This window comes from Microlunatus parietis, from assembly GCF_013407955.1.
Classification (GTDB): domain Bacteria; phylum Actinomycetota; class Actinomycetes; order Propionibacteriales; family Propionibacteriaceae; genus Microlunatus; species Microlunatus parietis.
The window spans coordinates 4,254,880-4,279,753 of sequence record NZ_JACCBU010000001.1; the positions used below are offsets into that span (position 1 = coordinate 4,254,880).

A 24,874-nucleotide genomic window follows, 5' to 3' on the forward strand; every position below is an offset into this window, starting at 1 on the left:
GTGCGCTCCGCTAGTGGTCCCGGACGCGGCCAGTGGCGCGGAACGGCCGCACCTCGATGGCGTGGTTGGTCGCCTCGACGACCTTGCCGGCCCACGAGAGCGCGGAGTCCAGGTCCTCGGCGTTGATCACGTAGAAGCCGCCGATGTGCTCCTTCGCCTCGGTGAACGGCCCGTCGGTGGTCACCTTGTCCAGGCCGGTTCCACCGCTCACCACTGTGGCCGCATCCGGGCCGTGCAGCGCGCCTCCGAACACGAAGACACCCGCCGCGTCCATCTCGTCCTCCAGCGCGACCACCCGGGCCATGAAGGACTGCATCTCCTCCTGGCTCGCGGGTGAACCCTCGACCTTGCCCTCCACCTCGTACACCGACAGCAGGTACTGGTTCATGCGGGACTCCTTCATCCACTGCTGGCGGGCTGATCCCGCCTTCAACCTACTCACGAACAGCGCGGGCGGATCAGGACACTGTGGTTCTCCGAGGTCCGGGATTTGTTTCAGACTCCGGGCGACGGTGCTCGCCGTCGCTCGCCCAAAACGTGAGGCAGTCATGGCACCCAGCGTGCAACGCCTGGCGGGGGTCGCTCCGGACGCGCGACACTAGCGATACGGATTCGGCCAGTGACGCGGACTCCGACAGCGGAGCCGGTGTCAGTGATCAGGATGCCGACGGCAAGGAGTTGCCCGACACCGGGTCCGGTCCGCTCTCGATCACCGCCGCGGCGGCGCTGCTCACCACACTCTGCGGTGCCGCCCTGCTGAGCCGGCGGCGCCGCGAGCGCTGACGCCTCAGGGCTCCGGGTCGGCGGGCGGTACGGCCTCGGGGATCAAGATCGTGGAGAGGTCGACGCGGCGGCGGCCGCCACCCTGGTCGACCTGGTACGGGGCGAGGACCTTCGTCAGCCCCGCCTGGATCGTCGCAAGATCATCGGCGTTGACGTACAGCGAACCGGTCCCGAAGCCGAGGAACTCGCGCAGCTGCGGGTCGCCGGCGTCCAGGAACAGGTCGAAGGTTCGGCCGACCTGGCCGAGGAAGCTCAGGAAGGCGCTGCGCAACTGCGCGTCGCTCATCGCCCGCAGGCCCTCGTGATCGATATGGGCCAGCCGTTCGCCGAGGGCGAGCGTCCGTTCGACCGCGCCACGCACCCGCCGCTCGGCCACGATCGTGAGCACGCCGGCCTCGACCAGGATCGCGACCTGGCGATACAGCGTCGGCTGGGACACGTCCGGCAGCGCCGCCCGTAATTGTGCGGTGGTCAGCTCCCGCCCGCCCAGTTGCTGGATGATCCGCACCCGCACCGGGTGCGTCACGATCTCGGCGATCGACATCGCGGAGGAAGCCATTCTGCTACACCATTCTCATCGTGATAATATTCTTGCAACTAGAACGATGCTATCGCGAAGGAATGAGGGCCTCGATGACTCAGGTACGCCACCACCACGACGAACTCCGGATCGACTTCCCGGGCTGGGAGGCGCTCATGGCCGGCCGGTCCGCGCTGGCGGTGCCGGCTGCCTCGGTCCTCGGCGCCCAGGCGTCGGCGGGCTGGTCGTACGAGGTGCTCGGGGCCCGGTCCGGCCTGGTCATCTCCGGGTTTCGCAAGCTCGGCACGTTCACCCATCCGGACGGGACCAGGCGGCTGGTCTCGATGAAGCGCGGCCTGCCGCTGCTCCGGGTCCGGGTCCGGCGCGAGACGACCGGCTTCGACGAGCTGCTGGTCAGCACTCCGGACGCCGAGGCGATCGCCGACGCGCTGCGTGCCGAGGTCGCCCGATGACGGGGATCGCGATCCGGGTCGACGGACTGACCAAGGTGTACGGCTCCGTGCGCGCGGTCGACGACGTGACGTTCTCGGCCGAACCGGGCCGGATCACCGGCTTCCTCGGCCCGAACGGCGCCGGCAAGTCCACCACCCTGCGGATGCTGCTCGGCCTGGTCCGGCCCGACGCCGGCACCGCCCGGTTCAACGGCCGGGCCTACCGCGACCTGCCGAACGCCACCGCTACCGTCGGCGCAGTCGTCGACCTGGCGGCGGCACACCCGGCGACGACCGCCCGCGGCCATCTGCGGACGTATGCCGCCCTCGGTGGGCACCCGGCGACCCGGGTCGCGGAGGTGATCACGACCACCGGCATCGACGGTTTCGCCGACCGCCGGGTCGGCGGCTACTCGACCGGGATGAAGCAGCGGCTGGCCCTGGCCACCGCGCTGCTCGGCGAGCCGCGGGTGCTGGTCCTTGACGAGCCGTCCAACGGCCTGGACCCGGCCGGCATCGTCTGGCTGCGGAACTTCCTGCGCGACTTCGCCGCGGCCGGCCGGACGGTGTTGATCTCCAGCCATCTGCTGACCGAGGTACAGCACAGCGTGGACGACGTGGTGTTGATCAACAACGGCCGGATCGCCTGGGCCGGGCCGCTGACCGAGGTCACGGCGGCCGGCGGCACCCTCGAGGAGACGTTCCTCTCGATCACCCAGGAAGGAGCCCTACGATGATCACCACGATCAAGGGCGAACTGACGCGGCTCTTCTCGACCCGGCTGCCCTGGGTGGCTGCGATCGTGGCCGTCGTCTGCGGCGGCGCGCTGACCCTCGTGCTGGGCCTGATCGGGCCCGAGAATGCGACCCCGCCGCTGCCCGGTCTGGACACCGCGGAAGGCGTCGGTACCGCGGTCGGGCTGAGCGGCCTGGTGCTCTTCGTCCCGGCGCTGATCGGCACCATCGCGATCACCGGCGAGTACCGGCACCGCACGATCGGCGGCACCTTCCTGGCGGCGCCCCGGCGCGGCCGGGTGCTCGGTGCGAAGCTCGTCGTGTACGCCCTGTTCGGCCTCGGCTACGGCTGCATCGCGGCCGCGAGTTCGGGGCTGGCGGTGCTGGTCGCGGCCGCGGTCCGCGGCGTCGCGCTCGGTATCGGCCCGGGAACGTTGTTGATCATGCTCGGCCAGCTGACCGTCGCGGCCGCCGTCTACATGGTGCTCGGCGTCGCGATCGGTGCCCTGGCCAGGAACCAGATCGTGGCGATCGCGGTCGTGCTCGGCTACTTCTACTTCCTCGAGTACGTCCTCATGATCATCCCGGGCCTGAACGCCATCTACCCGGTCCTGCCCGGCGGCGCGACCTCGGCCTTGATCAACTTCACGTTCCTCACCGACGTGATCACGAACGAGGCCGGCCTCGGCCTGCCGGCCCTGCTGTCCCCGGTCGGCGGCGCCCTGATCCTGCTCGGCTACGCGGCGGTGTCGGCCGCCGTCGCCGTCCTGGTCCCGCTCCGCCGCGACCTGTCCTGAGCCCATCGAATCCGCTGACCGGTCACCAAAGCAGCCGTTCTGACGGCGTGGCGCTGCACTTGTGCCCGGTCAGCGGGGAACGCGACGGGCACGATGTCGCTCGGTTGATGGAGAACGACCCAACCAGGGTCGGTCGGCGATGAATTGAGCGTTCGGTAGGAGACCGGGTGACATCGAGGTCCAAGGCGATGGGTCGGAAGATGGGCCGCGGCACTGCCGCGGCGGCGCGGGACCTTCTCGGGCCCTGGCTGGACCACACAGCGGAGAGCGCTGCATCAGGCAACTCTGCACCAGGGTCCAGCTCCATGCAGAACCTCGGGACCGCGGGGGGCTCGGGCTTGGCCCCACGATCAGTTGCGGCCTACGCCCGGAGTGCGGCCGACCCAACTGCCGACCGGGCACAACAGCAGCGACACGCCGTCAGAACGCCTGCTTTTGTGACCGGTCGGCGAGCTGGGGCTCAGACGGGGAGCAGCCGGTCGATCACGGGGCGGACCACGCTGACGTAGTCGGTGGTGACGCCGTCCAGGCCGAGGGTGAGGGCTCGTTCGATGTCGGCCTGGGTGTTGGCCAGCCAGCCGGTGATCCGCAGGCCGCGGCCGTGGGCGTACTCGACGATCTCCGGGGTCAGGTCGGGCAGGCTGAGATAGACCGCCTCGGCGCCCAGGCCCACCGCCCGGTCGACCAGGGAGGTCGACGCACCCTCGGCGCTGTACGCCAGCCTGGCCGACGGCCGCAGCCGGTGCAGGTCGGCCAGCCAGGTGGTCTCGCCGGTGTTGACCCGGAATTGATCTTCGAGCTCGGGCCGCTCCCGCAACAGGGCGGCCAGCCGCGGCGCGGCCTTCGGTGCCTTCAGCTCGACCTGCAGCGGGTGCCCGGCGACGGTGTCCAGCACCTCGTCGAACGTGGCGATCCGCTCACCGGACACCGACAGCTCGCGCAGCTCGGCCAGCGAGAAGTCGGCCAGCGGGCCGGTGCCGTCGGTGATCCGGTCCACGGTCTGATCATGGAAGACGACCAGCTGGTCGTCGGTGGTCACCTGGAGGTCGAGCTCGAGCTCGTCGGCCCCGTCGGCGATCGCGGCCGCGAACGCCGGCAGCGTGTTCTCGGGTGCCCGGTCCGGAGATCCCCGGTGAGCGGTCAGCACGAGCCCCATGGTTCTCCTCTGCGCGACGCGACAGGTGCGTGCCAAGCGTCCCAGGCCCGCAGGGACACGGATCTGAGCCGGTCCACCCGGGACGCTATGGCCCCCGCGAAAGTGAAGATAACATGATTTCGTGATAACTCGACCTGCTTCACTTCCAGATCTCACGAGCATCCGGTGACCGGCAGCGTGGAGCCGGCCACTCGCCGGGCGTCCCGGTTGCACCGGATCGCGGACCTGGTGGTGGCGGAGGGCTCGATCTCCGCCAACCAGTTGGCCGAGCGGTTCGAGGTCAGCCTGATGACGGTGCACCGCGACCTGGACGAGCTGGCTCGGCAGGGCGTCGTGCGGAAGTTCCGCGGCGGCGTCAGCGCCCAGCCGTCGAACGTGTTCGAGGCCAACATCCGCTACCGGATGCAGGTCAACCGGGAGATCAAGGTCGCCCTGGCCACGTACGCCCGGACCCTGATCGAGCCCGGCATGGCGGTCCTGCTGGACGACTCCACGACCACGCTCGAGCTGGCCCGGCAACTGGAGGACGTCAGCCCGCTGACTGTCATCACGAACTCCCGGCCGGTCGCCGAGATCGTACGGCAGGACGGCGATCACCGGCTGATCGTGCTGGGCGGCGAATACTCCGAGACCCACGATTCCTATCTGGGCATGATGTGCAACGAGATGATCGACACGCTGCGGGCCGACATCCTGATCGCCTCCACGTCGGCGATGACCGCCGGCGAGGTGTTCCACCAGGAGCCGGACATCGTGCTGATCAAACGGGCCATGATGCGCTCGGCCACCAAGCGCGTGCTGCTGATGGACCACAGCAAGCTGGGCCGGACCGCGCTGCACTCGATCGCGCCGACCAAGGACTTCGATCTGATCGTCGTCGACGAGAGCTCCGACCCCGAGTTCCTGTCCGCGGTCCGGGACTCCGGCGGCCGGGTGGAGACGGTGAAGGTCGGCGCCTGACCGCGCCCGCCGGCTCCACTTCACCAGGTTTCCTGTCGCTTTACCACAGAAGCTTCCCTGGTAAAGCGACAGTTTTTCACGTTACGTGAAAAACTGGCAGCCTGCCCAGGGACAGGGTTACGGGAACGTTCGGATCACGGTTACCGGAACGTATGTTAACTTCGCAATCGCGCGTGTTAACTTAAGCCCGTGGCCGACGACGTGGGAAATGTCTCGACCGTCACCAGGGTGCGGGCGGATGATGCCGGTCCGTCCCCGCGCGTGCCGCCGATCCGGCGGCTGTCCCTCGGCCAGCGGATCTGGCGGGAACGCTGGATGTACACGTTCATCGTGCCCGGCGTGCTGTTCTTCGTGATCTTCCACTACCTGCCGCTCGGCGGCATCGTGATCGCCTTCCAGGACTACTCGCCGTTCCTCGGCTTCGCCGGCTCGACCTGGGTCGGGATGGAGAACTTCACCCGGCTGGTCGGCGACATCGAGTTCTGGACCACGGTCAGCAACACGCTGGTGATCTCCGGCCTGCAGATCCTGTTCGCGTTCCCGGCGCCGATCCTGCTCGCACTGCTGCTCAACTCGCTGCTGTCGGAGCGGGTGAAGCGGATGGTCCAGTCGATCGTCTACCTGCCGCACTTCATCTCCTGGGTGATCGTCATCTCGATCTGGCAGCAGGTGCTCGGCGGCGCCGGCCCGGTGGCCGACCTGATCGCGCAGCTGGGCGGCGGGTCGGTGAACATCATGGCCAACGCCGAGACGTTCAAGATCCTGCTCACGTCGCAGGTGATCTGGAAGGACATCGGCTGGGGCACGATCATCTTCTTCGCCGCGATCACTGCCATTCCCACCGAGCTGTACGAATCCGCCGCCGCTGACGGGGCCGGTTCGCTGCGGCGGATCTGGCACATCACGCTGCCCGGGATCCTGCCGGTGATCGTGCTGCTGTTGATCTTGCGACTGGGCGACGTGCTCAGCGTCGGGTTCGAGCAGATCCTGCTGCAGCAGCCGTCAGTGGGCGTCGCGGCGGCGCAGGTGCTGGACACCTTCGTCTACTTCCGCGGCGTGCAGGGCGGCGACTGGGGCATCGGCGCCGCGGCCGGGTTGATCAAGGGTGTGGTCGGCACCGCGTTGATCATCGTCGCCAACCTGGTGGCCAAGCGGACCGGCAACGAGGGGCTGATCTGATGGCCACCGCACTGGACTCGGTCCGGGTCACCCCGCCCACCGGCTCGAACCGGCCGGTCTGGCTCGGCAAGCCGCCGCTGGCGATCCGGGTGATCAAGGGCCTCGTCATCGCGGGCATCGTGCTGATCATGCTCTACCCGTTCGTGTACGTGATCCTCTCCTCGTTCGGCGCCCCGACGGCCCAGCGGCAGTTCGGATTGTTCCCGTCGGAGTGGACCACGAACGCGTACAAGACGATCTTCACCGGCGGCATCGTCACCCGGTCCCTGTTGGTGTCCGCCGGCGTCACGCTGGTCGGCACCGTGCTGTCGGTCGGCTTCACCGCCATGCTCGCGTACGGGCTGACCCGGACCCGGCAGGTGCCGTTCGCCCGGGCAGCGTTGATCATGATCCTGCTGACCATGCTGTTCAGCGCCGGGATCATCCCGAACTACCTGCTGGTCAAGTCCCTCGGCCTGATCGACACGTACGCGGCGTTGATCTTCCCGGTGCTGATCTCGGCGTTCAACATGATCGTGATGCGCAACTTCTTCATGCAGTTGCCGAGCGAGCTGTTCGACGCGGCCCGGGTGGACGGCGCGGGGGAGTGGCGGATCTTCACCTCGCTGGTGCTGCCGCTGTCCAAGGCGGTGCTCGCGGTGATCGGCCTGTTCTATGCGGTCGGCTACTGGAATGCGTACTTCAATCCGCTGATCTATCTCAACGATCCGGCGAAGTGGCCGATCCAGTTGGTGCTCAACCAGTACGTCCTCCAGGGCTCGCCGATGAGCCAGATGGAGAACCCCGACATCGGTGCGGTCGCGCCGCAGTCGGTCCAGATGGCCATCGTCGTGGTGGCGACGCTGCCGATCCTCATCGTCTATCCGTTCGTGCAGAAGTACTTCACCAAGGGCGTCCTGACCGGCGCCATCAAGGGTTGAGGAGTTTGATCATGATCGAATCCAGCGTCCTCGGTCGCCGGGGATTCCTGGGACTCGGGCTCGGCGCCGCGGCGATCGCGGCGGCCGGCTGCGGTACCAACCCGGGCGGCGGAGCCGGCCCGGAGAAGAAGCCGCCGTTCACCTCGCCGGCCCATACCGAAACGCCGCGGCTGGAGGGTGCGATCGTCTCCAAGGAGGCGGGCGTCCCGATCGGGTACGAGACCCTGCCCGCGGAGTTGATCAAGACCGTCGACGCGCCGCCCGGCACCGGCGGCCCGATGACCCATGTGCACGTCACCTGGGGCGCCCCGGTGCCGCCGCTGGACCGGAATCCGTGGTGGCGCGGGCTGAACGAGCGGCTCAACGTCGACTTCCAGATGACCACGATCCCGTACGCGGAGTACGAGGCGAAGTTCGCCACCCTGCTGGCCGGCGGCGACCTGCCCGACGTGGTGCAGTTGATGAACCTGGCGGCCTGCGCCAAGGCCTGCCGGCAGGGCGCGTTCGCCGACCTCAGCGACGTGCTCGGCGGCGACGGGATCCTGGAGTACAAGAATCTCTCCAACATCCGCCCGGACCAGTGGAAGGCGAGCGCGATCGACGGCCGGATCTACGGCGTGCCGATCGACATCCCGGCCGTCCAGACCCAGTACCGGCTGCGCCGGGACTGGGCCGAGAAGCTCGGCTTCAACGAGGATCCGAAGAACGCCGAGGAACTGGCCGAGGTGCTCGCGGCCATGTCGAAGGGCAACCCCGAGCCCGGCCGCAAGGTGTTCGGCGGCGGCGGGTACAGCTTCACCAGCACGATCGGTACGGTCGCGAACGCGATGTTCCGGGTGCCGAACAACTGGCGGCTGGAGGGCGAGAAACTGATCCACGCCTACGAGACGCCGGAGTACGAGCAGGCCGTCACCTGGGCGGCGAACCTGTTCAAGGCCGGCGGGCTGCACCCGGACACGCTGGCCCTGGGCGCCAACTCCGCCAAGGATCTGGAGTTGATCACGACCGGCCAGGTCGGCCTCTGCTCGATCTCGGCCCAGAACTGGTATTTCCCGAACGCTTACTCCGAGGCCGTCAAGGCGAGCGGTGGTGGTCTCTCGCCGTTCATCCCGCCCGGCCACGATGGTTCGGTGGAACCGCAGTTCGTCCGGTCCTCAGGTTCGTACGGGATCAACGCGATCTCGGCCAAGGTGGCCGAGGACAAGGAACGGCTGGCCGAGATCCTGCGGGTGTTCAACTACCGGCGGGCTCCGTTCGGCAGCGAGGAGTGGTACTACCTCAAGTACGGCGCTCCGGGCGATTACTACGAGCCGCGCCCGGCGGGCACGGACGGCGAACCGAAGATGATCGAGGGCACCACGCTCGAGACCGACCGCGGCGCGCTCAACTACGGGCTCGGCCCGCAGGCGTGGATCTTCGAGGGCGTCGACGAGTGCATCAAGATCAACGAGCAGATGGCTGCGACCGCCGAGCCGGACCCGACCCAGGGCCTGACCTCGGAGACCCAGGAGCGCCGGGATCCGCAGCTCAAGCTGCTGCAGCAGGACTTCGTCAACCGGATCGTCGTCGGTGAGCGGCCGATGACCGATCTGAAGGAGTTCCTGAACCAATGGCGGAGCCAGGGCGGTGACCAGATCCGGACGGAGCTGGAGACCGCGCTGAAGGAACGACCGGCCTGATCATGGCGATGCGGCCGCGGAGAACGGGGGAACCATGGGACGGCCAGAACGGATCGATACGGCAGACTTCCCGGCCGCGGTCGCAGCGGGATGGGACCGGCGCCGGTTCCTGACCGCGACCACGGCCGCGGCGGCGCTGGCCTTCAGCGTCGGCACGCCCCAGCGCAGCGAGGCCAAGATCGTCGAGGATGCGCTGCCGTACCCGTACACGATGGGGGTCGCGTCCGGCGATCCGCTGCCGGACGCGGTGGTGATCTGGACCCGGCTGGCGCCCAAGCCGCTGGAACCGTACGGCGGCATGCCGCAGGCCAGCTGGCGCGTCGAGTGGGAGATGGCCGAGGACCCGGACTTCAGCCGCCGGGTGCTGCGCGGGCGGACGCTCGCCCATCCGGAGTACTACCACTCGGTGCACGTCGACGTCCGCGGGCTGCGGCCGGGCCGGGAGTACTTCTACCGGTTCAAGGCGGGCGGCCAGGTCAGCGAGACCGGCCGGACCAAGACGGCGCCGGCCGAGGACGCCAACCCGGACCGGCTGAAGTTCGCGGTGGCCTCCTGCCAGTCCTTCCCGGACGGCTACTACACAGCGCTGCGGCACATCGCCGACGAGGACCTGGACGCCGTCCTGTTTCTCGGCGATTACATCTACGAGTCGGGGATCAACTCCGAGGGCGGCCTGCACGAGGTGCCGGAGCCGCTGCCGCCGGAGTTCGCCTCGGACGCGATCACGCTGGAGCGTTACCGGCTCCAATACTCGCTCTACAAGTCCGAGCCGGATCTGATCGCCGCACACCAGAGCGCGCCCTGGATCGCCACCTGGGATGATCATGAAGTCACTTCGAACTACGTCAGCCTGGACTCCGACAGCTGGAACCAGCCGATCGACTTCGCGGTGCAGCGGGCCAACGCCTACCGGGCGTACTGGGAGCATCTGCCGCTGCGGCTGCCGGAGCCGGACGGCCCGGATCTCAAGCTCTACCGGCGATTCCGGTACGGCAAGCTGGCCCAGCTCGACGTGATCGACACCCGGCAGTACCGCGATGATCAAGCACCGGGCTCGGGCGACTCGGCGGTCCGCCGGGACCCGTCCCGGACGGTGCTCGGTGATCAACAGGAGCGGTGGCTGCTGAACGGGCTGACCAACTCGCCGGCCCGCTGGAAACTCGTGCCGCAGCAGATCCCGATGGCCCAGCTGGACAGCGCCGGCGGCTCCGGGCTGTCGCTCAACATGGACGCCTGGGACGGCTATCTCCCAGCCCGGCAACGGATTCTCGATGCGGTACGGGAATCCGGCACGGAGAACTTCGTGGTGCTCACCGGCGACGCGCACACCAACTACGCGCTGGAACTGCTGGCGGACTTCGACAACCTCGAGTCGCAGCCGGTCGGCGTCGAACTGGTCGGCACCTCGATCTGCAGCGACCGGGACGGCGCCGACACGACGCCGGCGCTGCAGACCCGGCTGGTGGAGAACCCGCACCTGAAGTTCGCCAACCAGCAGCGCGGCTACCTGCTCTGCACGGTCACGCCCGAGCTGCTCAGCACGGACTTCAAGATCGTTCCGTACGTCACCCGGCGGGACGCCCCGATCTCGGTCCGGCAACGGATCGTCGTCGAATCCGGAAAGCCGGAGCTGATCCTCGACTCCGCCTGACGCTTGTTGATCTTGAGGGGGAAATGATCATGATCTCGCGATCTCTCGTAGGGGCCTTGTCGGTCATGGCGCTGGTGATCGGTGGGTTCATGATCACCGCGCCGCCGGCCGCCGCGGCACCGGTGGACCGGCTGCAGGTGAGCGCTGATCTGGAGTCGGTCGACCTGGCCGCGCTGGACTGTGCCACGGCCCGGTTCACGTTGCGGCTGCACAACCCGACGCGGCAGGCGGTCTACGGCGACGCCTGGCTGGCCGAGGACGGGCCGCTGCAGCTGTCCCGGAAGCTGGTGTCGAGCTACTTGCCGGCCGGGTTCACGCTGGAGGCGCCGATCACGGTCACCGTGCCGTACGGGACCGATCCCGCCTCCTACCCGATCAAGCTGACGGCGGGCAGCAGCTCGTCGGCCGAGGTGTCCGTCGAGGTCGTACCGCCGCCGGACAACGGCAACGTCGCCCTGTCCGCCACCCCGGCGATGTCGTCGCGACACGGCCGGTTCTCGGTCTGCGGCACCAACGACGGCGACACCGACAGCAACCACTGGGCCACGTTCACCGGCTGGAACGACGCCACCTCCCGAGCCTGGCCGGACTGGGTCTCGTACCAATTGGTGGAGCCGACCGAGATCGACCGGGTGGTCCTCTACACGCTGGACTCGGCGGCCGAGCCGGCCAGCCGGTACGGGCTGTCTGACTGGGACGTCCAGGTCTGGCGGGACGGCGACTGGGCCACCGTCGCCGAGGTGCGCGGCAACAAACAGGGCGTGGTCACCTCGACGTTCCCGGCCGAGACCACCAGCGCGGTACGGATCCTCTGCTGGGGCAACAACAACGGCGACTACTCCCGGATCATCGAGACGGAGATCTACCTGGCCAGGTGAGTAGGCTCACCGGGGTGAGCACCCCACGGACGAGCGGCGTGCGCGTGACGCCGATGAGCCGGGTCTGGACCGGGCAGGCGGTGATCGCCGAGGACCTGGACGGCGACGACCTCGGCGACGTGCTCGAGCTGCATTCGGGCTCGGTGGCCTGGTGGGTGGTGCCGCGCGAGCCCGGTCTCGAACTGCGGCTGCGCCCGCTGGCCCAGGAACTCGATCTTGATGCCGGGGCGATCCACGACCTGCTGGCCACCGACCGCCGGGCGAAGTACGAGACGTTCGGCGGCACCCGGTTGTTGATCACCAGCGTGATCACCGTCGACCGCGACGCCGCCGAGCTGACCGCCGACCCGCTGGCGATGGTGATCACCGACCGGGTGCTGATCTGCCTGGCCGGGCCCGGCCCGGCGACCGTACGGCCGGCCCGGGCGCTGGTCGACGACGGCGATCGGCTGGCCGACGGCGGGGTGGCGGACGCCCTGCAGGTGCTGGTGAAATGCGCCGTGCAGAGCCAGGCCGACGCGGTCGAGTGGCTGGAGTCGGCGAGCGACGAGCTGGCCGGTGCCCTGTTCCAGGAACGCCCGCTGTCCCGGGACGAGCAGCTGCGCGCCTTCCGGCTGCGCCGGGCCCTGACCGAACTGCGCCGGATCGCCCAGCCGACCCTCGACGTGCTGACCGACCTCAGCCAGGACACCGAGGTCCATGATCAACTCCAGGCCCGGCACTGGACGCTGCTGGCGGAGCGGCAGGACCGGGTGGTCCGGGCGACCGAGGCGGTCGCGGACGCGCTCGCCTCCGTGTTCGACACGAGCCTGGCGCTGGCCAGCCAGCGGATGAACACCGACGTGAAGCGGCTCACCGGCTGGGCCGCGATCATCGCGGTGCCGACCCTGGTCACCGGGTTCGTCGGGATGAACGTGGCCTTCCCCGGGGACGGCACCCAGTGGGGATTCTGGCTCTACCTGGTGATCATGGTCGCCGCAGCGGCCGTGCTGTTCATCCTGTTCCGCCGCCACAACTGGATCTGATGTCGGCGCCGGCCGTCACTCTGGTCACAAGTTTTTCACGTTACGTGAAAAACTGGCGCTTCCCGCGAGAAGTATCTCGAGTAAAGCGCCAAGAAGTGTGGGGAAGACGGCGTTCCTCGAGGGCCGGCGGCTGCGGGCGAGGCTGATCGGGCAGGGGTGAGGCGCCGTGGACCTTCGCAACGGTTGGGCTACATTTATCCGGATGAGTCAGGATCACACGCACCAGAACCTGCTTGCCGCACCCGGCGCAGGTCCGGCGCCGACCGAGCTTCCGGCCGACCCGGCCGTCGCTCTGATCGCCGAGCGGGGCCGGGAACGGTTCATGGAGATCGTCGCCGCGCACCCGGCCTCGAGCCTGTGCTGGGCCCTGCTCGCCGAAGGCTCGCTGCGGATCGGGTCCCGCGAGGGCGACGTCGCCGCGTACGCGTACGCCCGGACCGGCTACCACCGCGGGCTGGACGCGTTGCGTCGGGCCGGCTGGAAGGGCGCCGGCCCGATCCCGTGGGAGCACGTACCCAATCGTGGTTTCCTGCGCGCGCTGTGGGCGTTGGCCCAGGCGGCGCGGCGGATCGGCGAGGCCGAGGAGTACGAGCGGTGCGCCCAGTTCCTCCGCGATTCGTCCGAGACCGCCTACACGGAGCTGGCCCTCCCGTCGGCGGCCAAACCGGAGCCCGTGACTCCCGAACCGGTGACTCCCGAACCGGTGACTCCCGAACCGGTGACTCCCGAACCGGTGACTCCCGAACCGGTGACTCCGGGGCCGGTGGCGCCCGAGTCCGTACCGCTGGTGTCCAGGTCCGAGGCCCCCGCCGCCGATGCCGGCTGATCGGGCAGTTCTCGTAGCGAACGCAGCGGGCTGAGCCAGGCCACCACCGTGCCGGCCAGCATGATCACGCTGCCCGCGACCAGGGTGCCGCGCAGCCCGACGAACGAGCCGAGCACGCCGCCGAGCAGGGCGCCGACCGGCTGCATCCCGAAGACCAGGAACCGCCAGGTCGCCTGCGCCCGGGGCAGCAGGTCGGTCGGGATCAGGGTCTGCCGCAGCGTCTGCTGATTGATCCCGTACAGCGTCGGGCCCCAGCCCTGCAGCAGCCGCGCCGTCACGACGACCGCCAGCACCAGCGGCAGCGGCCCGCCGGCGAGCGCCAGCACCACCCCGGCCAGGCTGGACACGAGCGTTCCAGCGATGTACGCGGGCCCGTGGCCGAGCCTGCGGGTGATCGGCACGCCGACCGCTGCCCCGGCTATGCCGGCAACTCCGGAGACCGCGAGCAGGATGCCGATCAGGGCGGGCGCCAGCTGCAGGTCCCGGACCAGGAACAACATCACCACGACCGCCTGGAGCTGGCCGGCCAGCGCCCCGATGGTTGCGGACGTGGTCAACGCCCGCAGTTCCGGCCGGCCGAAGACCACCCGGATGCCCTCCCCGATGTCGCGCAGGAACCGGCGTTCCCGGGCCGGAGCCGACCGGTGACCCGGGACCCTGATCCGGGCCACGCAGACGGCCGAGCCCAGGTACGACACCGCGTCGAGGATGATCGCCACCGGGGCCGTCAGCAACTGCACCAGCAGCCCGCCGAGAGCGGTGCCGCTGGTGCTGGCCACCGAGTTCCGGATCGCGATCGCGCTGTTGGCGGCGAGCAGTTCCCCGCGCGGCACCAGGTCGGGCAGGAACGACCCCTCGGCGATCGCCGAGAAGACCGAGCAGGTGCCCGTCACGACGGCGATCACGGCGAGCTGCCAGATCTGCAGCAGTCCCAGCGCGGCCAGGACCGGCACGGCGGCGAGGGCGACCGCCCGGATCAGGTCGGTCAGCACCAGCACTCTGCGGTACGGCCAGCGATCCACCCAGACGCCCGCCGGCAGCCCGAGCACCAGATGCGGCAGGAACCCGGCCGCGCCGAGCAGCCCCATCTGCAGCGGCGACGCGTCCAGCAGCAGCACCGCGGTCAGCGGCAGCGCCACCGAGGTGACGGTCGAGCCGAGCTGCGACACCGAGCCGCCCGCGAAGAGGCGGCGGAAGTCGGCATGCGCGGCCAGGACCCGCCACTGGGAGATCACGGTCCCCAGCGAACCCGTACCGACGGAGCGCGGTCAATGGGTGTCTGCCGATGGCGTACGAATCGGGCCGCGGGGATCACCTGGAGGTGTCGGGCAGCGTCGCCCGCACGGCGCGGGTCAGGCTGGCGACGACGAGCTCGTACGAATGCTCGATCAGCTCGGCTACCTCGTCGCCGGGCACGCTGCCGTCCAGGATGATCGTGTTCCAGTGCCGCTTGTTCAGGTGATAGCCCGGCACGACCCCCGGATGCCGGTCGCGCAGCTCGAGGGCGAGCGCCGGGTTGCACTTCAGGCTCACCGTGCCGGGCTCGCCACCCAGCGGCAGCAGCGCGAAGATCTTGCCGCCGACCTTGATCACCGCGAGGTCGTCGCCGAACGGATAGTCCTCCACCGCGCCGGGCAGGGACAGACACAGCTCCAGCACCTCGTCGCGCGTCATGCCGTCAGGCTAACCTCTGTGGATGGCGCGGTACGACGGTCAGGCGGACTGGTACGAGTCGATCAACAGCGACCCGGCCAGCCGCAACCTGCAACCGCTCCGCGACCTGCTCGGCACCGGGACCGGGCGCTGTCTTGATCTTGGTTGCGGTACCGGAGCGTACGCCGACGTGATCAAGGAATCCGGCCGGACTCCGGTCGGCCTCGACGTCACCGCTGATCAACTTCGGCACGCCCGGTCTCGCTACGAGGGCGGCGTGGTCCTCGGCGACGCGCAGCGGCTGCCCTTCGCCGACGACTCGCTCGACGCGGTCCTGGCCGCCTGGATCTCCACCGACGTCGACGATTTCGGTGCGGTCCTGCGCGAGATCGCCCGGATCCTGCGGCCGGGCGGGATCTTGATCAACTACGGTGTCCACCCCTGCTTCAACGGCCCGCACGTGCAGACGGAGGGCACGGTCCGGATCGTGCACCCGACCTACCGCGAGACCGGCTGGCACCACTCCTCGCCCTGGTGGAGCAAGGGTGGCATCCGGTCCCGGTTCGGCATGCGCCACCTCACCCTGGCCGACTTCTGGAACGCCATGATCAACAGCGGCCTGACCGTCGAGCGTGTGATCGAACCCGACCGCGGCGACGACGTCCCGTTCTGCCTGGGTCTCCGCGCGGCCCTGCCTCGCTTCGAGTGAATTTCCGCCGCGACTGGAGGTGTTGCAGAGCTCGGTCGGTAGGAACCATCGCCGAAGATCTTGCGGTCCGGCCCGTACTCAATGCCCACGATCGGAGTGAATTTCAGCCGGTCAGTCGCGGCGGAAATCCACAGCGGTCGTGGCGTGAGATGAACGGAGCCGAATCCACAACACGGTCACCTCCCGGCGAGCATTCCCACTCACTGAGCGGACGCCCTGACCGCCATTCCGGCCCGAGCTGCCGGTCAAAGCGTCCGCTCGACGAAGTCAGCGCACTAACAAGATCTTCCGCGGGGTCGCCCGACGGCGCCGAGTCCGCAACACGCTCACTGACCGGCGAGATTCCGCATGGAGCTGCCGTCGCGAGGCTGGAGGTGTTCCCCCCTTCCGACCTCGTGCGTTTCAGGGAGCGTGGGGTTGTCGACAGTCCCACGTTGCAGGCGGTCGACGACGTAGGGTTGTCGACAATCCCACCTCACGCCGGGTGGTGGGCTCCGGATCCGGGCGAGATCCGGCCGGGACGGGAGGGTGTTACAGAGATCGGTCGTTTGGAACCATCGCCGAAGATGTTGCGGTCCTGCTCATCCTCGCGGCACGCGACCGGAGTGAGATTCAGCCGGTCAGTCGCGGCGGAAATCCACAGCGGTCGTGGCGTGAGATGAACGGAGCCGAATCCACAACACGGTCACCTCCCGGCGAGCATTCCCACTCACTGAGCGGACGCCCTGACCGCCATTCCGGCCCGAGCTGCCGGTCAAAGCGTCCGCTCGACGAAGTCAGCGCACTAACAAGATCTTCCGCGGGGTCGCCCGACGACGCCGAATCCGCAACACGCTCACTGACCGGCTGAAATTCACACCAGGCATCGCGATGACCTCGTCACCAGTCGAGCCGGCGCGGCTCGGGCCAGGTGTCGGATTGTTGGTAGGCGTGCAGCAGTTGGGGGAGGCCGGAAGGCACGACGGGTTCGGTGGTCCGGCGGAGCTCGGCGAGCGGCCACCAGCGATAGCGGTCCAGGGCCTCGCGCTCGTACGCCTCGAGGGCGGTGGTGGAGACCTCGGTCCGGGGCACCTCGGCCAGGAAGAAGTCGTCCCGCATCGGCCCGGACAGCTCACCCAGCGTTCCGTCCCCCTCGGCGTAGGCGAGTGGCACCAGCGGGATCCCGGTCAGCTCGATGCCGGTCTCCTCACGGATCTCCCGGACGGCCGCCGCCTCCGGCGTCTCGCCCGCCTCGAGTCCGCCGCCGGGGACGAACCAGGCCAGTTCCGAGCCGGGGATCTCGGACCGGAACCGCGATCGGACGAGCAGCACCGCGCCGCCCGGATCGACGAGCACGACCCGGGCCGATCGGCGCACGTACGTCGTCCGGGCCGGAGCCCCGTAGCCGAGATGAAGATGATCATGGTGTCGTGCGTTGACCGCCGGCACGTCACGGAAGCCGGTCCGTTGGCCGCCGCCGAGCGCGGCATGCCACTCGGCCGGCCCGAGCACGCTGGTCGGTCGCAGCTCGGTCGGCAGGGTGAGCAGGGTCCGGCCGAGGGAGACGACCGGCTCCGCGATCGGCCGCCCGGCGACCGGTCGGCCGTCGACCGCGGCAAGATCGACGGCGCGGTAGAAGTAGTGATCATTGTCCCGCCCGCCCGGCGTCACCGGCCCCATCGGGTGCCCGGTCCGTACTCGCCGCACGTCCAGCACATGATCACGAAGCAGCACCTCGACCAGCCGCCGCAGCCGCGGATCGACCTCGGCCGACGCCAGATCGGCCAGTGCCTCGGGGGTTCCGGTCAGCCGCATGATTCAACTCGGCAGGTCATCGGCGGCTCGGCGGAGCGAGGACCGGATCTCGGCGTGGCGCAGCAGGAAGTCCTGCTCGTCGAGTTGCTTGCGCCGCAGCCAGCCGGTGACCTCGAAGTTGCACTTGCTGGCGTTGCAGGAGCGACAGGCCGGAACGACGTTGTCCAGCGTGTACGTGCCGCCGCGCGAGATCGGGAGGACACAGTCACGCTGCAGCGCGGCGTCGTCGGAGCCGCAGTACGCGCAGCCGCCCCAGGCGGACAGCAGGGCGGTCCACTGAACCTCGGTGAGGTCATGCGTGCCCCGCGCCAGTCGCCGCTGCCGGCGCCTGGCGGCTCGGACCCTGCGGCTGCCGGCGACCATGTCGGCAGTGTAGGGCCGGAGGCCGGGCCGACCGGTCAGCCGCGCGCGGTCCCCGGCTCGACGGGCCGGTAGCCGACCAGCGCGTACGGCAGCGCGGAGCCCGGCGAGTTCTCCCAGCCGGTGAGCCGGGTGAGTGGCCGTACGGTCACGTCGGCGAAGCCGGCGGCCTCGGCGAGCTCGATCAGCGGACCATGATCATCGAGGTACATGGCGGTCAGCGCCGCCCGGGTCTCGTCGGTGTAGGTCCGCTGGAACAGGCCGGCCCGCTGCTCCGGCGCGGCAGACTGCGGCGGCGGGCGGTCGGCGAGCCCGTAGATCACGGCGACCTGGCCGGCCTGCCGGAGCAGGGTGAACCAGTTGCGGAAGGCCTGGCCGGGCTTGCGCAGGGTCCACAGCACGCTGCGGGAGATCACGGCGTCGAAGCTCGTCGCCGGAAACGGCGGCGCGACCGCGTCACCGACCCGGTACGCCACCGACGCCTCGGCACCGGTCGCCGCCCGGGCCCGGGCCAGCATCCCTTCCGACAGGTCGATTCCGGTCACCCGGTGCCCGAGCTCGGCCGCGATCCGGGCCACGAACCCGGTTCCGGTGCCGACGTCCAGCACCTCAGCCGGCGACCCCGGCAGGACGGACCCGATGGCCTCCCGCCAGTCCGCGTAGGCGGCCGTGCCCGGTGCCGCGACGTTGGCGGGCTCGTCGTACCCGGGTGCGACCTGGTTCCAGAACGACGTGATCAACTTCTGCACCGCGTCGTCGGCCATGATCATCGCCCTTTCACTCGTGGGGTCCGACCGACCTCGGACACCTGCAGCCCGTCCCGGAACACCAGCATCAGGCCGTGTTCCGGATCCCAGGCGCATTCGCACTCGATCTTGACGTAGACGTGCTGGTCCTGGCCATCATCCGATCACGCTTCAAGCTACGTCTCGTGATCATCAGTCCTGCTCGGCGGTACGCAGCACGACGGCGATTCCTTGATCACGAAGCTGATCGACAATCGTCCCGGCGAACCGGCGGAAGACCTCGTCGTCCGGCCAGGCGGTCAGATCGATCATGATCACCGGCGAGCCCGGGCCGGCGTCCGGCGGCCCTGCTGCCGGGAGCTCGTGGGCTTGCTCTTCCGGTCCTCCAGTCAGCACCCCGGCGATCGGCCGACCCTGGGCTGCCTCGTACGTGATCGAGGCCAGTTCGTCGAGCGACGGGGCGACGAAGTAGCCGTCGGCGCCGGCGGCGACGCTGCGGGCCACCGGGCCGGCGAAGTCGGCGCCGAAGCGCGGATCGGAGAACTCGGCGATCAGCACCCGGGCGCCGGGGAACAGGGCCTTCAGGCCGCCGATGAGCCGGCGGCTGACCGGCGGCACCAGGACCAGGTCGGCCGTGCTGCCGGCGTCTCGGATGTCTCGGACCACGTGGCCTGGACCCAACTGGGCGGCCAGGGCGTCCCGGGCCTCGGCGGTCAGGCTCATCGCCGTGACGACGATCACCGGGCCGTCGGCCCGGATCTCCTGGCCGTCGGCGTCGGTGCGGTGCGGCTCGAGTTCGCTCACGTACCCCCGCTGGGTCGACCGACAAGATCACTAAGACTACCGCTGTTGCCTTCGGCGGGTGGCCGATCGCGGTCCGGTCTCGGCCAGTTCGTGATGTCCGGCGCGGAGCCGTTCGAGGAGTTGCTCGGTCCAGCCGATCTCCGCATCGGCGACCTGGGTCCAGTAGCGGACGGCCTCAAGGTGGTGCCTCCATTCGGCCTCCGGGTCCTGGTCGTATTCCCGGGCGACGCGATCACGCTTCGCCCGGTAGGTGTCGACTCGTTGTTCGAGCAGTTCGATCGCCCGCGGCCGGGTCAGCGCGTCGATGAACCCGATCGCGGCCATCGTCTCGCCGGGGGCGTTCTCCTCGCTGAGGAGCGTGCGCTCGAGCAGGTCGACGAACGCGCTCCGGCCCCTGCTCGTCGGGCGGTACCGCCTGCGGGCCGGGCCGGCCGACCTCGTCTCGTCGTCGATGCTCTCCAGCAGTCCCTCGGCGGCCAGCCGGCGCAGGGCGTGGTAGATCGAGCCCTGCCCGATGCCTCCCCAGAGGTCGACGCGCCAGGCGGCGAGGTCCTTGCGTACCTGATAACCGTGCGCGACCTCCCGATCGATCACCGCGCCGAGGACGAGCAGCCTGGTGGCTGACATGGGACTCCCTCCGGTCGTCTCCCGCGGCATGGGATACTAGTACAACTTGACTACCCGGAGGAGTGGCGTGTGCTGAGGTTCGGATTCGTCGCGGACGGCGTCTGGAAGGCGCTGGTCGGGGCGGCGATGCTGGCCTTGCTGCCGTGGCTGATCAGCTCGGCCGACGCCCCCGGGTGGTTGCTCGGCCTGACCGCCGTCGCTGTCCTGGCCAGCGCAGCGGCCGAGATCGCGTTCGGAATCCACAGCGGGGCCGGGTCGCACACGAAGTATCTCGTCGCCTATGACGCCGGATGGGTGCTGGCGTCCGTGGCGAGCGTGCTGCTGATCACCGCCCTCGGCGCGACCGGCGCCTGGACCCTGTGGCTGTGCTACCAACTCGCCGCCGCCCCCGTTGCGGCCGTGGTCTTCGCCCGCGGCGCGCGGCCGGAACCGAGCCGTCGCACGATCAGGCAGCACTGACGAGCCGCTGAAGCGCCGGCTCGCGGGCACCGTCATCGGTCGCCCGACGAGGTGGTTCGACGGTGCCGGGCGGCGGGATTCGGTAGAGTGACCGCGCACGAGCCCGCTTGTGTCCAGGCCCGCGGCCTGGCGTGAAGGGGGCTTTCTTCGGTTGTGAAGGCGGTGATCAGATGCCTGGCATCGTTGTCGTCGGAGCCCAGTGGGGCGACGAGGGCAAGGGCAAGGCGACGGACCAGCTCGGCGACCGCGTCGACTACTGCGTCCGGTACTCGGGTGGCAACAACGCCGGACACACGATCGTGGTCAACGGGGAACGGTACGCGCTGCATCTGCTGCCGTCCGGCATTCTCAACGAGAACTGCATCCCCGTGATCGGCAACGGCGTCGTGGTCGACCTGGACGTCCTGTTCCAGGAGATGGACGGGCTGGCCGCCCGCGGCGTGGACGCGTCCAGGTTGATGGTCTCGGCCAACGCGCACATCATCGCTTCGTACCACCAGACCATCGACAAGGTCACCGAGCGCTTCCTCGGCAAGGCCAAGATCGGCACCACCGGTCGCGGCGTCGGCCCCGCCTACGCGGACAAGGTGAACCGGATCGGCCTGCGGATCCAGGACCTATTCGACGCCTCCATCCTGCGCCAGAAGGTCGAGGCGTCGCTGGAGCAGAAGAACCACCTGCTGGTGAAGGTCTACAACCGGCGGGCGCTCGACCCGGTCCAGGTCACCGAGCACCTGCTCTCCCACGCCGAACGGATCCGGCCGCACGTCGCCGATGTCAGCCGGGTGCTCAACGACGCGCTGGACCAGCGCCGGGTGGTGCTCTTCGAGGGCGCCCAGGCGCATCACCTCGACGTCGATCACGGCACCTACCCCTACGTCACGTCGTCGAACCCGATCGCGGCCGGTGCCTGTGTCGGTGCCGGGGTCGGCCCGACTCGGATCGACCGGGTGGTCGGCATCGCGAAGGCGTACACGACGCGGGTCGGTGAGGGCCCGATGCCGACCGAGCTGTTCGACGCCGACGGCGACCGGCTGCGCGAGGTGGGGGCCGAGTTCGGCACCACCACGGGCCGTAAGCGCCGCTGCGGCTGGTTCGACGCGCTGGTGGTCGAGTCCGCGACGAATGCGAACGCGTTCACCGACATCTTCCTGACCAAGCTCGACATCCTGACCGGCTGGGACAAGGTGCCCGTCTGCGTCGGGTACGAGGTCGACGGCGAGAAGCACGACACGATGCCGGTCTCGCAGTCCGACTTCCACCACGCGAAGCCGGTCTATGAGTTCCTGGACGGCTGGTCCGAGGACATCTCGGGCTGCCGGTTCTTCCGCGACCTGCCGAAGGCCACCCAGGCCTACGTGCGGCGGCTGGAGGAGCTGTGCGGCGCCCGGATCTCCGGCATCGGGGTCGGGCCGAGCCGGGAGCAAGTGATCGTGATCAACGACCTGCTCGGCTGACCGTACGTCAGCGGTCTGCACCTCCCGGCCGGAGCGCGTCCGGAAAGGGCGGCGGCACCGGGAAGCAGCGCAGGAAGCGTCGTGCCTTCCGCCGGTCGCCGGTGATCATGACGGTCCCGTCCCGGACGGCCTGAGCCAGGTCGGTCCGGGCGAACACCAGGCGCTGCAGGTCGCCCGGTTCGGTGATGATCATGATCTCGGCGTCGGCGGACTCGCTGCGCCGGATGGTGAACTCGCCCGCTGTCACTGTGGCCAGGAAGCTGTCGTGGCCCAGCCGCAACAGGACCGACGTTGCCAGTGTGCCGGCGATTCCGGGATCGAAGGTGGTCTCCAGGGCCAGGGTCAGGGCATCGACGCTGAGGTCCGCGGTGACGCCCGGATCGAGCGGCAGCCGGCTGCCCCAGCGGCCGAGAACGACCAGCACCGAATGGAGTTCCTCACCCATCTCGGTCAGCTGGTAGGCCGGCCCGCCGACCGGCGGACCCAGCGTCCGTCGCCGTACCACCCCGGCGTCGGTCAGCTTGTGCAGCCGCTGGGACAGGACGTTCTGACTGATCGGCGCCAGGCCGCGGGCCAGGTCGACGAACCGCTTCGGCCCGTACAGCAACTCCCGGACCACCAGCAGCGCCCAGCGATCACCGATGGTGTCCAGTGCTCGGGCGGTGCCGCAGGGATCGTTGAAGACCTTCATGCCACCAGCCTAACCAAGACTCTTGCTATTCAGGAGTGATCACTCCTAATCTAGGAGTATGGCAATCACCGACGCGAGGCAGGGCGACCTGCTGCTGATTCCCGGCGCCGACGGCCGGCCCTGGTTCTGGCATCGGCTGGTCGCCGAACTGGACCGCCGTGGGTGCCGGGCCGTGGCGGCCGACCTGCCGAAGTCGGCCGACTCGACGCTGGACGACTACGCCGACGCGGCGGCCGCGGCAGCCGCGGGCGACGGGCCGTGGATCGTGGTCGCCCAGTCGCTCGGGGCCTTCACGGCTCCGCTGCTCTGCACCCGGTTGCCGGTCGAGCGGCTGGCGCTGGTGAACCCGATGATTCCCAGTCCGGGGGAGACCGCCGGCGACTGGTGGGAGCACACCGGGCAGGGACCGGCCAGCGCCGAGGCGGCGGCTCGGGATGGGCGCCCGGCCGGGTTCGAGCTGGTCCGGGACTTCTTCCACGACGTCCCGCCGGAGATCACCGAACAGGCGTTCGCCGATGCCGAGGTGGCCGAGCTGGGCGGTGTCTTCGCCCAGCCCTGGCCGCTGCGGTCCTGGCCGGCGGTGCCGACCCAGGTGATCCAGGGAGCTGACGACCGGTTCTTCCCGCTCGACTTCCAGCGCCGGGTGGTCCGGGACCGCCTCGGCCTTGATCAACTCACGGTGATTCCGGGCGGCCACCTGAACGCCTTGAGCCGTCCCGCCGAACTCGCCGACGCGCTGCTCAGCTGGTCTCCGGCAGGCCCAGCCGCCAAGCCCTGAGGTCGGCGTCGCCGGACTCGACCCGCCAGGCGGTGCCGGCCGTCGAATAGGCACGGACGGTGATCGGCTGGCGGCCGTCGACGAACGCCTCGATCAGGCTGCCGTCGACCAGCACCCGGAGTTCGGTGTCCGTCTCCGCGGTCAGGTCGACCACCGGCGCCGTCGTGGCGAGCGTGAACCGACCGCGGAACCGGCCGGTGATCTCGAACGCCGACTCGGTGATCTTGGTCCGCGGGTCCAGCTCGGCGCGGCGCAGCCCGGTCAGCTCTGCGGCGGGGCTGCTAACCAGGACCCCGTCGACAACCCTCAGTTCCCGCGGGTACGTCAGCACTCCGGCCCAACCGGCCGCCAGGATGTCCTCGGCCGCCCGCCCGGTCTCCCTCGCCCAACCCCAGAGCAGCGTCCGATCCGGCAGCGCGACCAGCTGCGGCGCGTAGAACGTGGTGCCGGTGTCCAGCCCACCGCCGGACGTTGCCACGAAGCGCAACCCATCGCCGTCCGGGACAAGATCACCGACCAGATAGGCGACATCGGACGGAGCGTCACGGCCCGCGGTCTGGATCAGCGAGATGATCAACACCCAGCGGCCGTCGATCAGGGCCAGGTTCGGGCACTCCCAGATGTCGCCAGGCGCGTGCTCGGCTGCGATCGGATCGGCATGATCGACCAGTCGGCCCAGCTCGGTCCAGTCGTCCAGCCGGTCACAGCCGTAGAGCAGGACGGCCGGCTCACCCCCGGGCTTTCCGGCGCCCTGGATGGCGTACCGGCGGCCGTCGACGGTGAACACGAACGGGTCCCGGACATCGGTGAACGCCGGATCCGGCATCCCCATCACGCCATGATCATCCTGGGTCCAGGTGATCATGGTGCGGTCGCTGCGGGCCAGCGCCACCTGGGCGTTGCCGGCTCGATCATGGACCGCGGTGTAGACAGCGGTCGGCACCCCGTCGTCGTCGACGACGCAACCGGTCCAGCAGCCGACCTCGGTGATCGTTCCCGGCCGCCGTTCCAGGGCCACCGGGTGTTCGGTCCAGTGCAGCAGGTCGGTCGAGCTGGCGTGCCCCCAGACCACGTCGGCGTGCACCGGCGCCGCCGGGTTGTACTGGAAGAACACGTGATACCGCCCGTCGATCCGGCACACCCCGTTCGGGTCGTTGAGCCAGCCGCGCCGCGGCCGGATGTGCAGGCTGGGGAAGGACGGGTCGGGCTGGTTCATGCCCGGAATTCTCCCAACCG

At 69.5% G+C, this 24,874-nt stretch carries 27 protein-coding genes and 2 pseudogenes; 16 read left to right on the forward strand and 13 right to left on the reverse strand.

Going from position 1 to position 24,874, the window contains the following annotated elements; translation table 11 throughout:
- Positions 1 to 10: 10 nt before the first annotated feature.
- Complete coding sequence (locus tag BKA15_RS20395) at positions 11 to 388, reverse strand: YciI family protein (RefSeq protein WP_179753832.1); 378 nt, start codon at positions 386 to 388, stop codon at positions 11 to 13.
- Positions 389 to 678: 290 nt separating this feature from the next.
- On the opposite strand from BKA15_RS20395, the gene BKA15_RS20400 reads away from it, so the two are divergent.
- On the forward strand, positions 679 to 783 hold the full coding sequence (locus tag BKA15_RS20400) for an LPXTG cell wall anchor domain-containing protein (RefSeq protein ID WP_179753834.1): 105 nt from the start codon (positions 679 to 681) through the stop codon (positions 781 to 783).
- 4 nt (positions 784 to 787) lie between these two features.
- On the opposite strand, the gene BKA15_RS20405 is transcribed toward BKA15_RS20400, so the two are convergent.
- On the reverse strand, positions 788 to 1,342 hold the full coding sequence (locus BKA15_RS20405) for a helix-turn-helix domain-containing protein (RefSeq protein ID WP_218871494.1): 555 nt from the start codon (positions 1,340 to 1,342) through the stop codon (positions 788 to 790).
- Positions 1,343 to 1,416: 74 nt separating this feature from the next.
- Here BKA15_RS20405 and BKA15_RS20410 point away from each other — a divergent pair, with 74 nt between their 5' ends.
- The 3 genes from BKA15_RS20410 to BKA15_RS20420 are packed head-to-tail and all read left to right on the forward strand — an operon-like array spanning position 1,417 to position 3,286.
- Positions 1,417 to 1,776 (forward strand): hypothetical protein, encoded by a 360-nt coding sequence (locus tag BKA15_RS20410; RefSeq protein ID WP_179753836.1) that lies wholly within the window; start codon positions 1,417 to 1,419, stop codon positions 1,774 to 1,776.
- Positions 1,773 to 2,492 carry an ABC transporter ATP-binding protein gene (locus BKA15_RS20415; RefSeq protein WP_179753838.1) on the forward strand — a complete coding sequence of 240 codons (720 nt, stop codon included), beginning with the start codon at positions 1,773 to 1,775 and terminating at the stop codon, positions 2,490 to 2,492. Before BKA15_RS20410 ends, BKA15_RS20415 begins: the two co-directional genes overlap by 4 nt.
- Positions 2,489 to 3,286, forward strand: coding sequence for an ABC transporter permease (locus BKA15_RS20420; RefSeq protein WP_179753840.1), 798 nt, complete (start codon positions 2,489 to 2,491; stop codon positions 3,284 to 3,286). Before BKA15_RS20415 ends, BKA15_RS20420 begins: the two co-directional genes overlap by 4 nt.
- A gap of 460 nt (positions 3,287 to 3,746) precedes the next feature.
- On the opposite strand, the gene BKA15_RS20425 is transcribed toward BKA15_RS20420, so the two are convergent.
- On the reverse strand, positions 3,747 to 4,442 hold the full coding sequence (locus tag BKA15_RS20425) for a glycerophosphodiester phosphodiesterase (protein ID WP_179753842.1): 696 nt from the start codon (positions 4,440 to 4,442) through the stop codon (positions 3,747 to 3,749).
- 165 nt (positions 4,443 to 4,607) lie between these two features.
- Here BKA15_RS20425 and BKA15_RS20430 point away from each other — a divergent pair, with 165 nt between their 5' ends.
- From BKA15_RS20430 to BKA15_RS20465, 8 genes are all read left to right on the forward strand, one after another.
- Positions 4,608 to 5,402, forward strand: coding sequence for a DeoR/GlpR family DNA-binding transcription regulator (locus tag BKA15_RS20430; protein WP_312879158.1), 795 nt, complete (start codon positions 4,608 to 4,610; stop codon positions 5,400 to 5,402).
- A gap of 189 nt (positions 5,403 to 5,591) precedes the next feature.
- On the forward strand, positions 5,592 to 6,581 hold the full coding sequence (locus BKA15_RS20435) for an ABC transporter permease (protein ID WP_312879159.1): 990 nt from the start codon (positions 5,592 to 5,594) through the stop codon (positions 6,579 to 6,581).
- On the forward strand, positions 6,581 to 7,501 hold the full coding sequence (locus BKA15_RS20440; RefSeq protein ID WP_179753844.1) for a carbohydrate ABC transporter permease: 921 nt from the start codon (positions 6,581 to 6,583) through the stop codon (positions 7,499 to 7,501). Before BKA15_RS20435 ends, BKA15_RS20440 begins: the two co-directional genes overlap by 1 nt.
- Before the next feature lie 11 nt (positions 7,502 to 7,512).
- The gene (locus BKA15_RS20445) at positions 7,513 to 9,180 is read left to right on the forward strand and encodes an extracellular solute-binding protein (RefSeq protein ID WP_179753846.1); all 1,668 of its coding nucleotides are present in this window, start codon (positions 7,513 to 7,515) and stop codon (positions 9,178 to 9,180) included.
- Between the two features lie 34 nt (positions 9,181 to 9,214).
- Entirely contained in the window at positions 9,215 to 10,831 is a 1,617-nt protein-coding gene (locus BKA15_RS20450; RefSeq protein WP_179753848.1) for an alkaline phosphatase D family protein, read from the forward strand.
- A 29-nt stretch (positions 10,832 to 10,860) separates the two neighbouring features.
- Positions 10,861 to 11,709, forward strand: a complete 849-nt coding sequence (locus tag BKA15_RS20455) for a galactose-binding domain-containing protein (protein WP_179753850.1) — start codon at positions 10,861 to 10,863, stop codon at positions 11,707 to 11,709.
- Between the two features lie 14 nt (positions 11,710 to 11,723).
- A complete protein-coding gene (locus tag BKA15_RS20460; RefSeq protein ID WP_179753851.1) occupies positions 11,724 to 12,734 on the forward strand; it encodes a magnesium transporter CorA family protein in 1,011 nt (336 codons plus the stop codon).
- Between the two features lie 202 nt (positions 12,735 to 12,936).
- Positions 12,937 to 13,560 carry a DUF3151 domain-containing protein gene (locus tag BKA15_RS20465; RefSeq protein ID WP_218871495.1) on the forward strand — a complete coding sequence of 208 codons (624 nt, stop codon included), beginning with the start codon at positions 12,937 to 12,939 and terminating at the stop codon, positions 13,558 to 13,560.
- 11 nt (positions 13,561 to 13,571) lie between these two features.
- On the opposite strand, the pseudogene BKA15_RS35705 reads toward BKA15_RS20465, so the two are convergent.
- Positions 13,572 to 14,795, reverse strand: a pseudogene (locus BKA15_RS35705) (MFS transporter); the annotation flags it as partial.
- A gap of 76 nt (positions 14,796 to 14,871) precedes the next feature.
- Positions 14,872 to 15,234, reverse strand: coding sequence for an MmcQ/YjbR family DNA-binding protein (locus tag BKA15_RS20475; RefSeq protein ID WP_179753855.1), 363 nt, complete (start codon positions 15,232 to 15,234; stop codon positions 14,872 to 14,874).
- Between the two features lie 22 nt (positions 15,235 to 15,256).
- On the opposite strand from BKA15_RS20475, the gene BKA15_RS20480 reads away from it, so the two are divergent.
- Positions 15,257 to 15,922, forward strand: coding sequence for a class I SAM-dependent methyltransferase (locus BKA15_RS20480; RefSeq protein ID WP_179753857.1), 666 nt, complete (start codon positions 15,257 to 15,259; stop codon positions 15,920 to 15,922).
- A gap of 879 nt (positions 15,923 to 16,801) precedes the next feature.
- Here the strand turns inward: BKA15_RS20480 and BKA15_RS20485 are convergent.
- The 6 genes and pseudogenes from BKA15_RS20485 to BKA15_RS20505 all read right to left on the reverse strand — a co-directional run bounded on the left by BKA15_RS20485 (position 16,802) and on the right by BKA15_RS20505 (position 20,253).
- Entirely contained in the window at positions 16,802 to 17,716 is a 915-nt protein-coding gene (locus BKA15_RS20485) for an NUDIX hydrolase (RefSeq protein WP_179753859.1), read from the reverse strand.
- Between the two features lie 3 nt (positions 17,717 to 17,719).
- Positions 17,720 to 18,079, reverse strand: a complete 360-nt coding sequence (locus BKA15_RS20490; RefSeq protein WP_179753861.1) for an HNH endonuclease — start codon at positions 18,077 to 18,079, stop codon at positions 17,720 to 17,722.
- Positions 18,080 to 18,114: 35 nt separating this feature from the next.
- On the reverse strand, positions 18,115 to 18,846 hold the full coding sequence (locus BKA15_RS20495; RefSeq protein WP_179753863.1) for a class I SAM-dependent methyltransferase: 732 nt from the start codon (positions 18,844 to 18,846) through the stop codon (positions 18,115 to 18,117).
- A pseudogene (locus BKA15_RS37335) lies at positions 18,843 to 18,968 on the reverse strand (DUF6985 domain-containing protein); the annotation flags it as partial. The pseudogene BKA15_RS37335 and the gene BKA15_RS20495, both read right to left, overlap by 4 nt.
- 46 nt (positions 18,969 to 19,014) lie before the next feature.
- Positions 19,015 to 19,626, reverse strand: coding sequence for a hypothetical protein (locus BKA15_RS20500; protein ID WP_179753865.1), 612 nt, complete (start codon positions 19,624 to 19,626; stop codon positions 19,015 to 19,017).
- A gap of 36 nt (positions 19,627 to 19,662) precedes the next feature.
- Positions 19,663 to 20,253 (reverse strand): PadR family transcriptional regulator, encoded by a 591-nt coding sequence (locus tag BKA15_RS20505; protein WP_179753867.1) that lies wholly within the window; start codon positions 20,251 to 20,253, stop codon positions 19,663 to 19,665.
- A gap of 69 nt (positions 20,254 to 20,322) precedes the next feature.
- On the opposite strand from BKA15_RS20505, the gene BKA15_RS20510 reads away from it, so the two are divergent.
- Together BKA15_RS20510 and BKA15_RS20515 are read left to right on the forward strand one after the other, a co-directional pair.
- A complete protein-coding gene (locus tag BKA15_RS20510) occupies positions 20,323 to 20,712 on the forward strand; it encodes a hypothetical protein (protein ID WP_179753869.1) in 390 nt (129 codons plus the stop codon).
- 170 nt (positions 20,713 to 20,882) lie between these two features.
- Positions 20,883 to 22,169 (forward strand): adenylosuccinate synthase, encoded by a 1,287-nt coding sequence (locus BKA15_RS20515; protein WP_179753871.1) that lies wholly within the window; start codon positions 20,883 to 20,885, stop codon positions 22,167 to 22,169.
- Between the two features lie 7 nt (positions 22,170 to 22,176).
- Here the strand turns inward: BKA15_RS20515 and BKA15_RS20520 are convergent, their stop codons facing one another.
- Positions 22,177 to 22,860, reverse strand: coding sequence for a winged helix-turn-helix transcriptional regulator (locus BKA15_RS20520; RefSeq protein ID WP_179753873.1), 684 nt, complete (start codon positions 22,858 to 22,860; stop codon positions 22,177 to 22,179).
- Between the two features lie 58 nt (positions 22,861 to 22,918).
- Between BKA15_RS20520 and BKA15_RS20525 the strand changes: the two genes are divergently transcribed.
- Positions 22,919 to 23,638 carry an alpha/beta fold hydrolase gene (locus BKA15_RS20525; protein WP_179753875.1) on the forward strand — a complete coding sequence of 240 codons (720 nt, stop codon included), beginning with the start codon at positions 22,919 to 22,921 and terminating at the stop codon, positions 23,636 to 23,638.
- On the opposite strand, the gene BKA15_RS20530 is transcribed toward BKA15_RS20525, so the two are convergent.
- Entirely contained in the window at positions 23,601 to 24,854 is a 1,254-nt protein-coding gene (locus BKA15_RS20530) for a glycoside hydrolase family 32 protein (protein WP_179753877.1), read from the reverse strand. The genes BKA15_RS20525 and BKA15_RS20530 overlap by 38 nt on opposite strands.
- Positions 24,855 to 24,874 lie beyond the last annotated feature (20 nt).

Coding starts and splice junctions, on each gene's coding strand:
- BKA15_RS20395 (WP_179753832.1), bottom strand. CDS start 388: ATGAACCAGTACCTGCTGTCGGTGTACGAGGTGGAGGGCAAGGTCGAG.
- BKA15_RS20405 (WP_218871494.1), bottom strand. CDS start 1,342: ATGGCTTCCTCCGCGATGTCGATCGCCGAGATCGTGACGCACCCGGTG.
- BKA15_RS20410 (WP_179753836.1), top strand. CDS start 1,417: ATGACTCAGGTACGCCACCACCACGACGAACTCCGGATCGACTTCCCG.
- BKA15_RS20415 (WP_179753838.1), top strand. CDS start 1,773: ATGACGGGGATCGCGATCCGGGTCGACGGACTGACCAAGGTGTACGGC.
- BKA15_RS20420 (WP_179753840.1), top strand. CDS start 2,489: ATGATCACCACGATCAAGGGCGAACTGACGCGGCTCTTCTCGACCCGG.
- BKA15_RS20425 (WP_179753842.1), bottom strand. CDS start 4,442: ATGGGGCTCGTGCTGACCGCTCACCGGGGATCTCCGGACCGGGCACCC.
- BKA15_RS20440 (WP_179753844.1), top strand. CDS start 6,581: ATGGCCACCGCACTGGACTCGGTCCGGGTCACCCCGCCCACCGGCTCG.
- BKA15_RS20445 (WP_179753846.1), top strand. CDS start 7,513: ATGATCGAATCCAGCGTCCTCGGTCGCCGGGGATTCCTGGGACTCGGG.
- BKA15_RS20450 (WP_179753848.1), top strand. CDS start 9,215: ATGGGACGGCCAGAACGGATCGATACGGCAGACTTCCCGGCCGCGGTC.
- BKA15_RS20455 (WP_179753850.1), top strand. CDS start 10,861: ATGATCTCGCGATCTCTCGTAGGGGCCTTGTCGGTCATGGCGCTGGTG.
- BKA15_RS20465 (WP_218871495.1), top strand. CDS start 12,937: ATGAGTCAGGATCACACGCACCAGAACCTGCTTGCCGCACCCGGCGCA.
- BKA15_RS20475 (WP_179753855.1), bottom strand. CDS start 15,234: ATGACGCGCGACGAGGTGCTGGAGCTGTGTCTGTCCCTGCCCGGCGCG.
- BKA15_RS20480 (WP_179753857.1), top strand. CDS start 15,257: ATGGCGCGGTACGACGGTCAGGCGGACTGGTACGAGTCGATCAACAGC.
- BKA15_RS20485 (WP_179753859.1), bottom strand. CDS start 17,716: ATGCGGCTGACCGGAACCCCCGAGGCACTGGCCGATCTGGCGTCGGCC.
- BKA15_RS20490 (WP_179753861.1), bottom strand. CDS start 18,079: ATGGTCGCCGGCAGCCGCAGGGTCCGAGCCGCCAGGCGCCGGCAGCGG.
- BKA15_RS20495 (WP_179753863.1), bottom strand. CDS start 18,846: ATGATCATGGCCGACGACGCGGTGCAGAAGTTGATCACGTCGTTCTGG.
- BKA15_RS20505 (WP_179753867.1), bottom strand. CDS start 20,253: ATGTCAGCCACCAGGCTGCTCGTCCTCGGCGCGGTGATCGATCGGGAG.
- BKA15_RS20515 (WP_179753871.1), top strand. CDS start 20,883: ATGCCTGGCATCGTTGTCGTCGGAGCCCAGTGGGGCGACGAGGGCAAG.
- BKA15_RS20520 (WP_179753873.1), bottom strand. CDS start 22,860: ATGAAGGTCTTCAACGATCCCTGCGGCACCGCCCGAGCACTGGACACC.
- BKA15_RS20525 (WP_179753875.1), top strand. CDS start 22,919: ATGGCAATCACCGACGCGAGGCAGGGCGACCTGCTGCTGATTCCCGGC.
- BKA15_RS20530 (WP_179753877.1), bottom strand. CDS start 24,854: ATGAACCAGCCCGACCCGTCCTTCCCCAGCCTGCACATCCGGCCGCGG.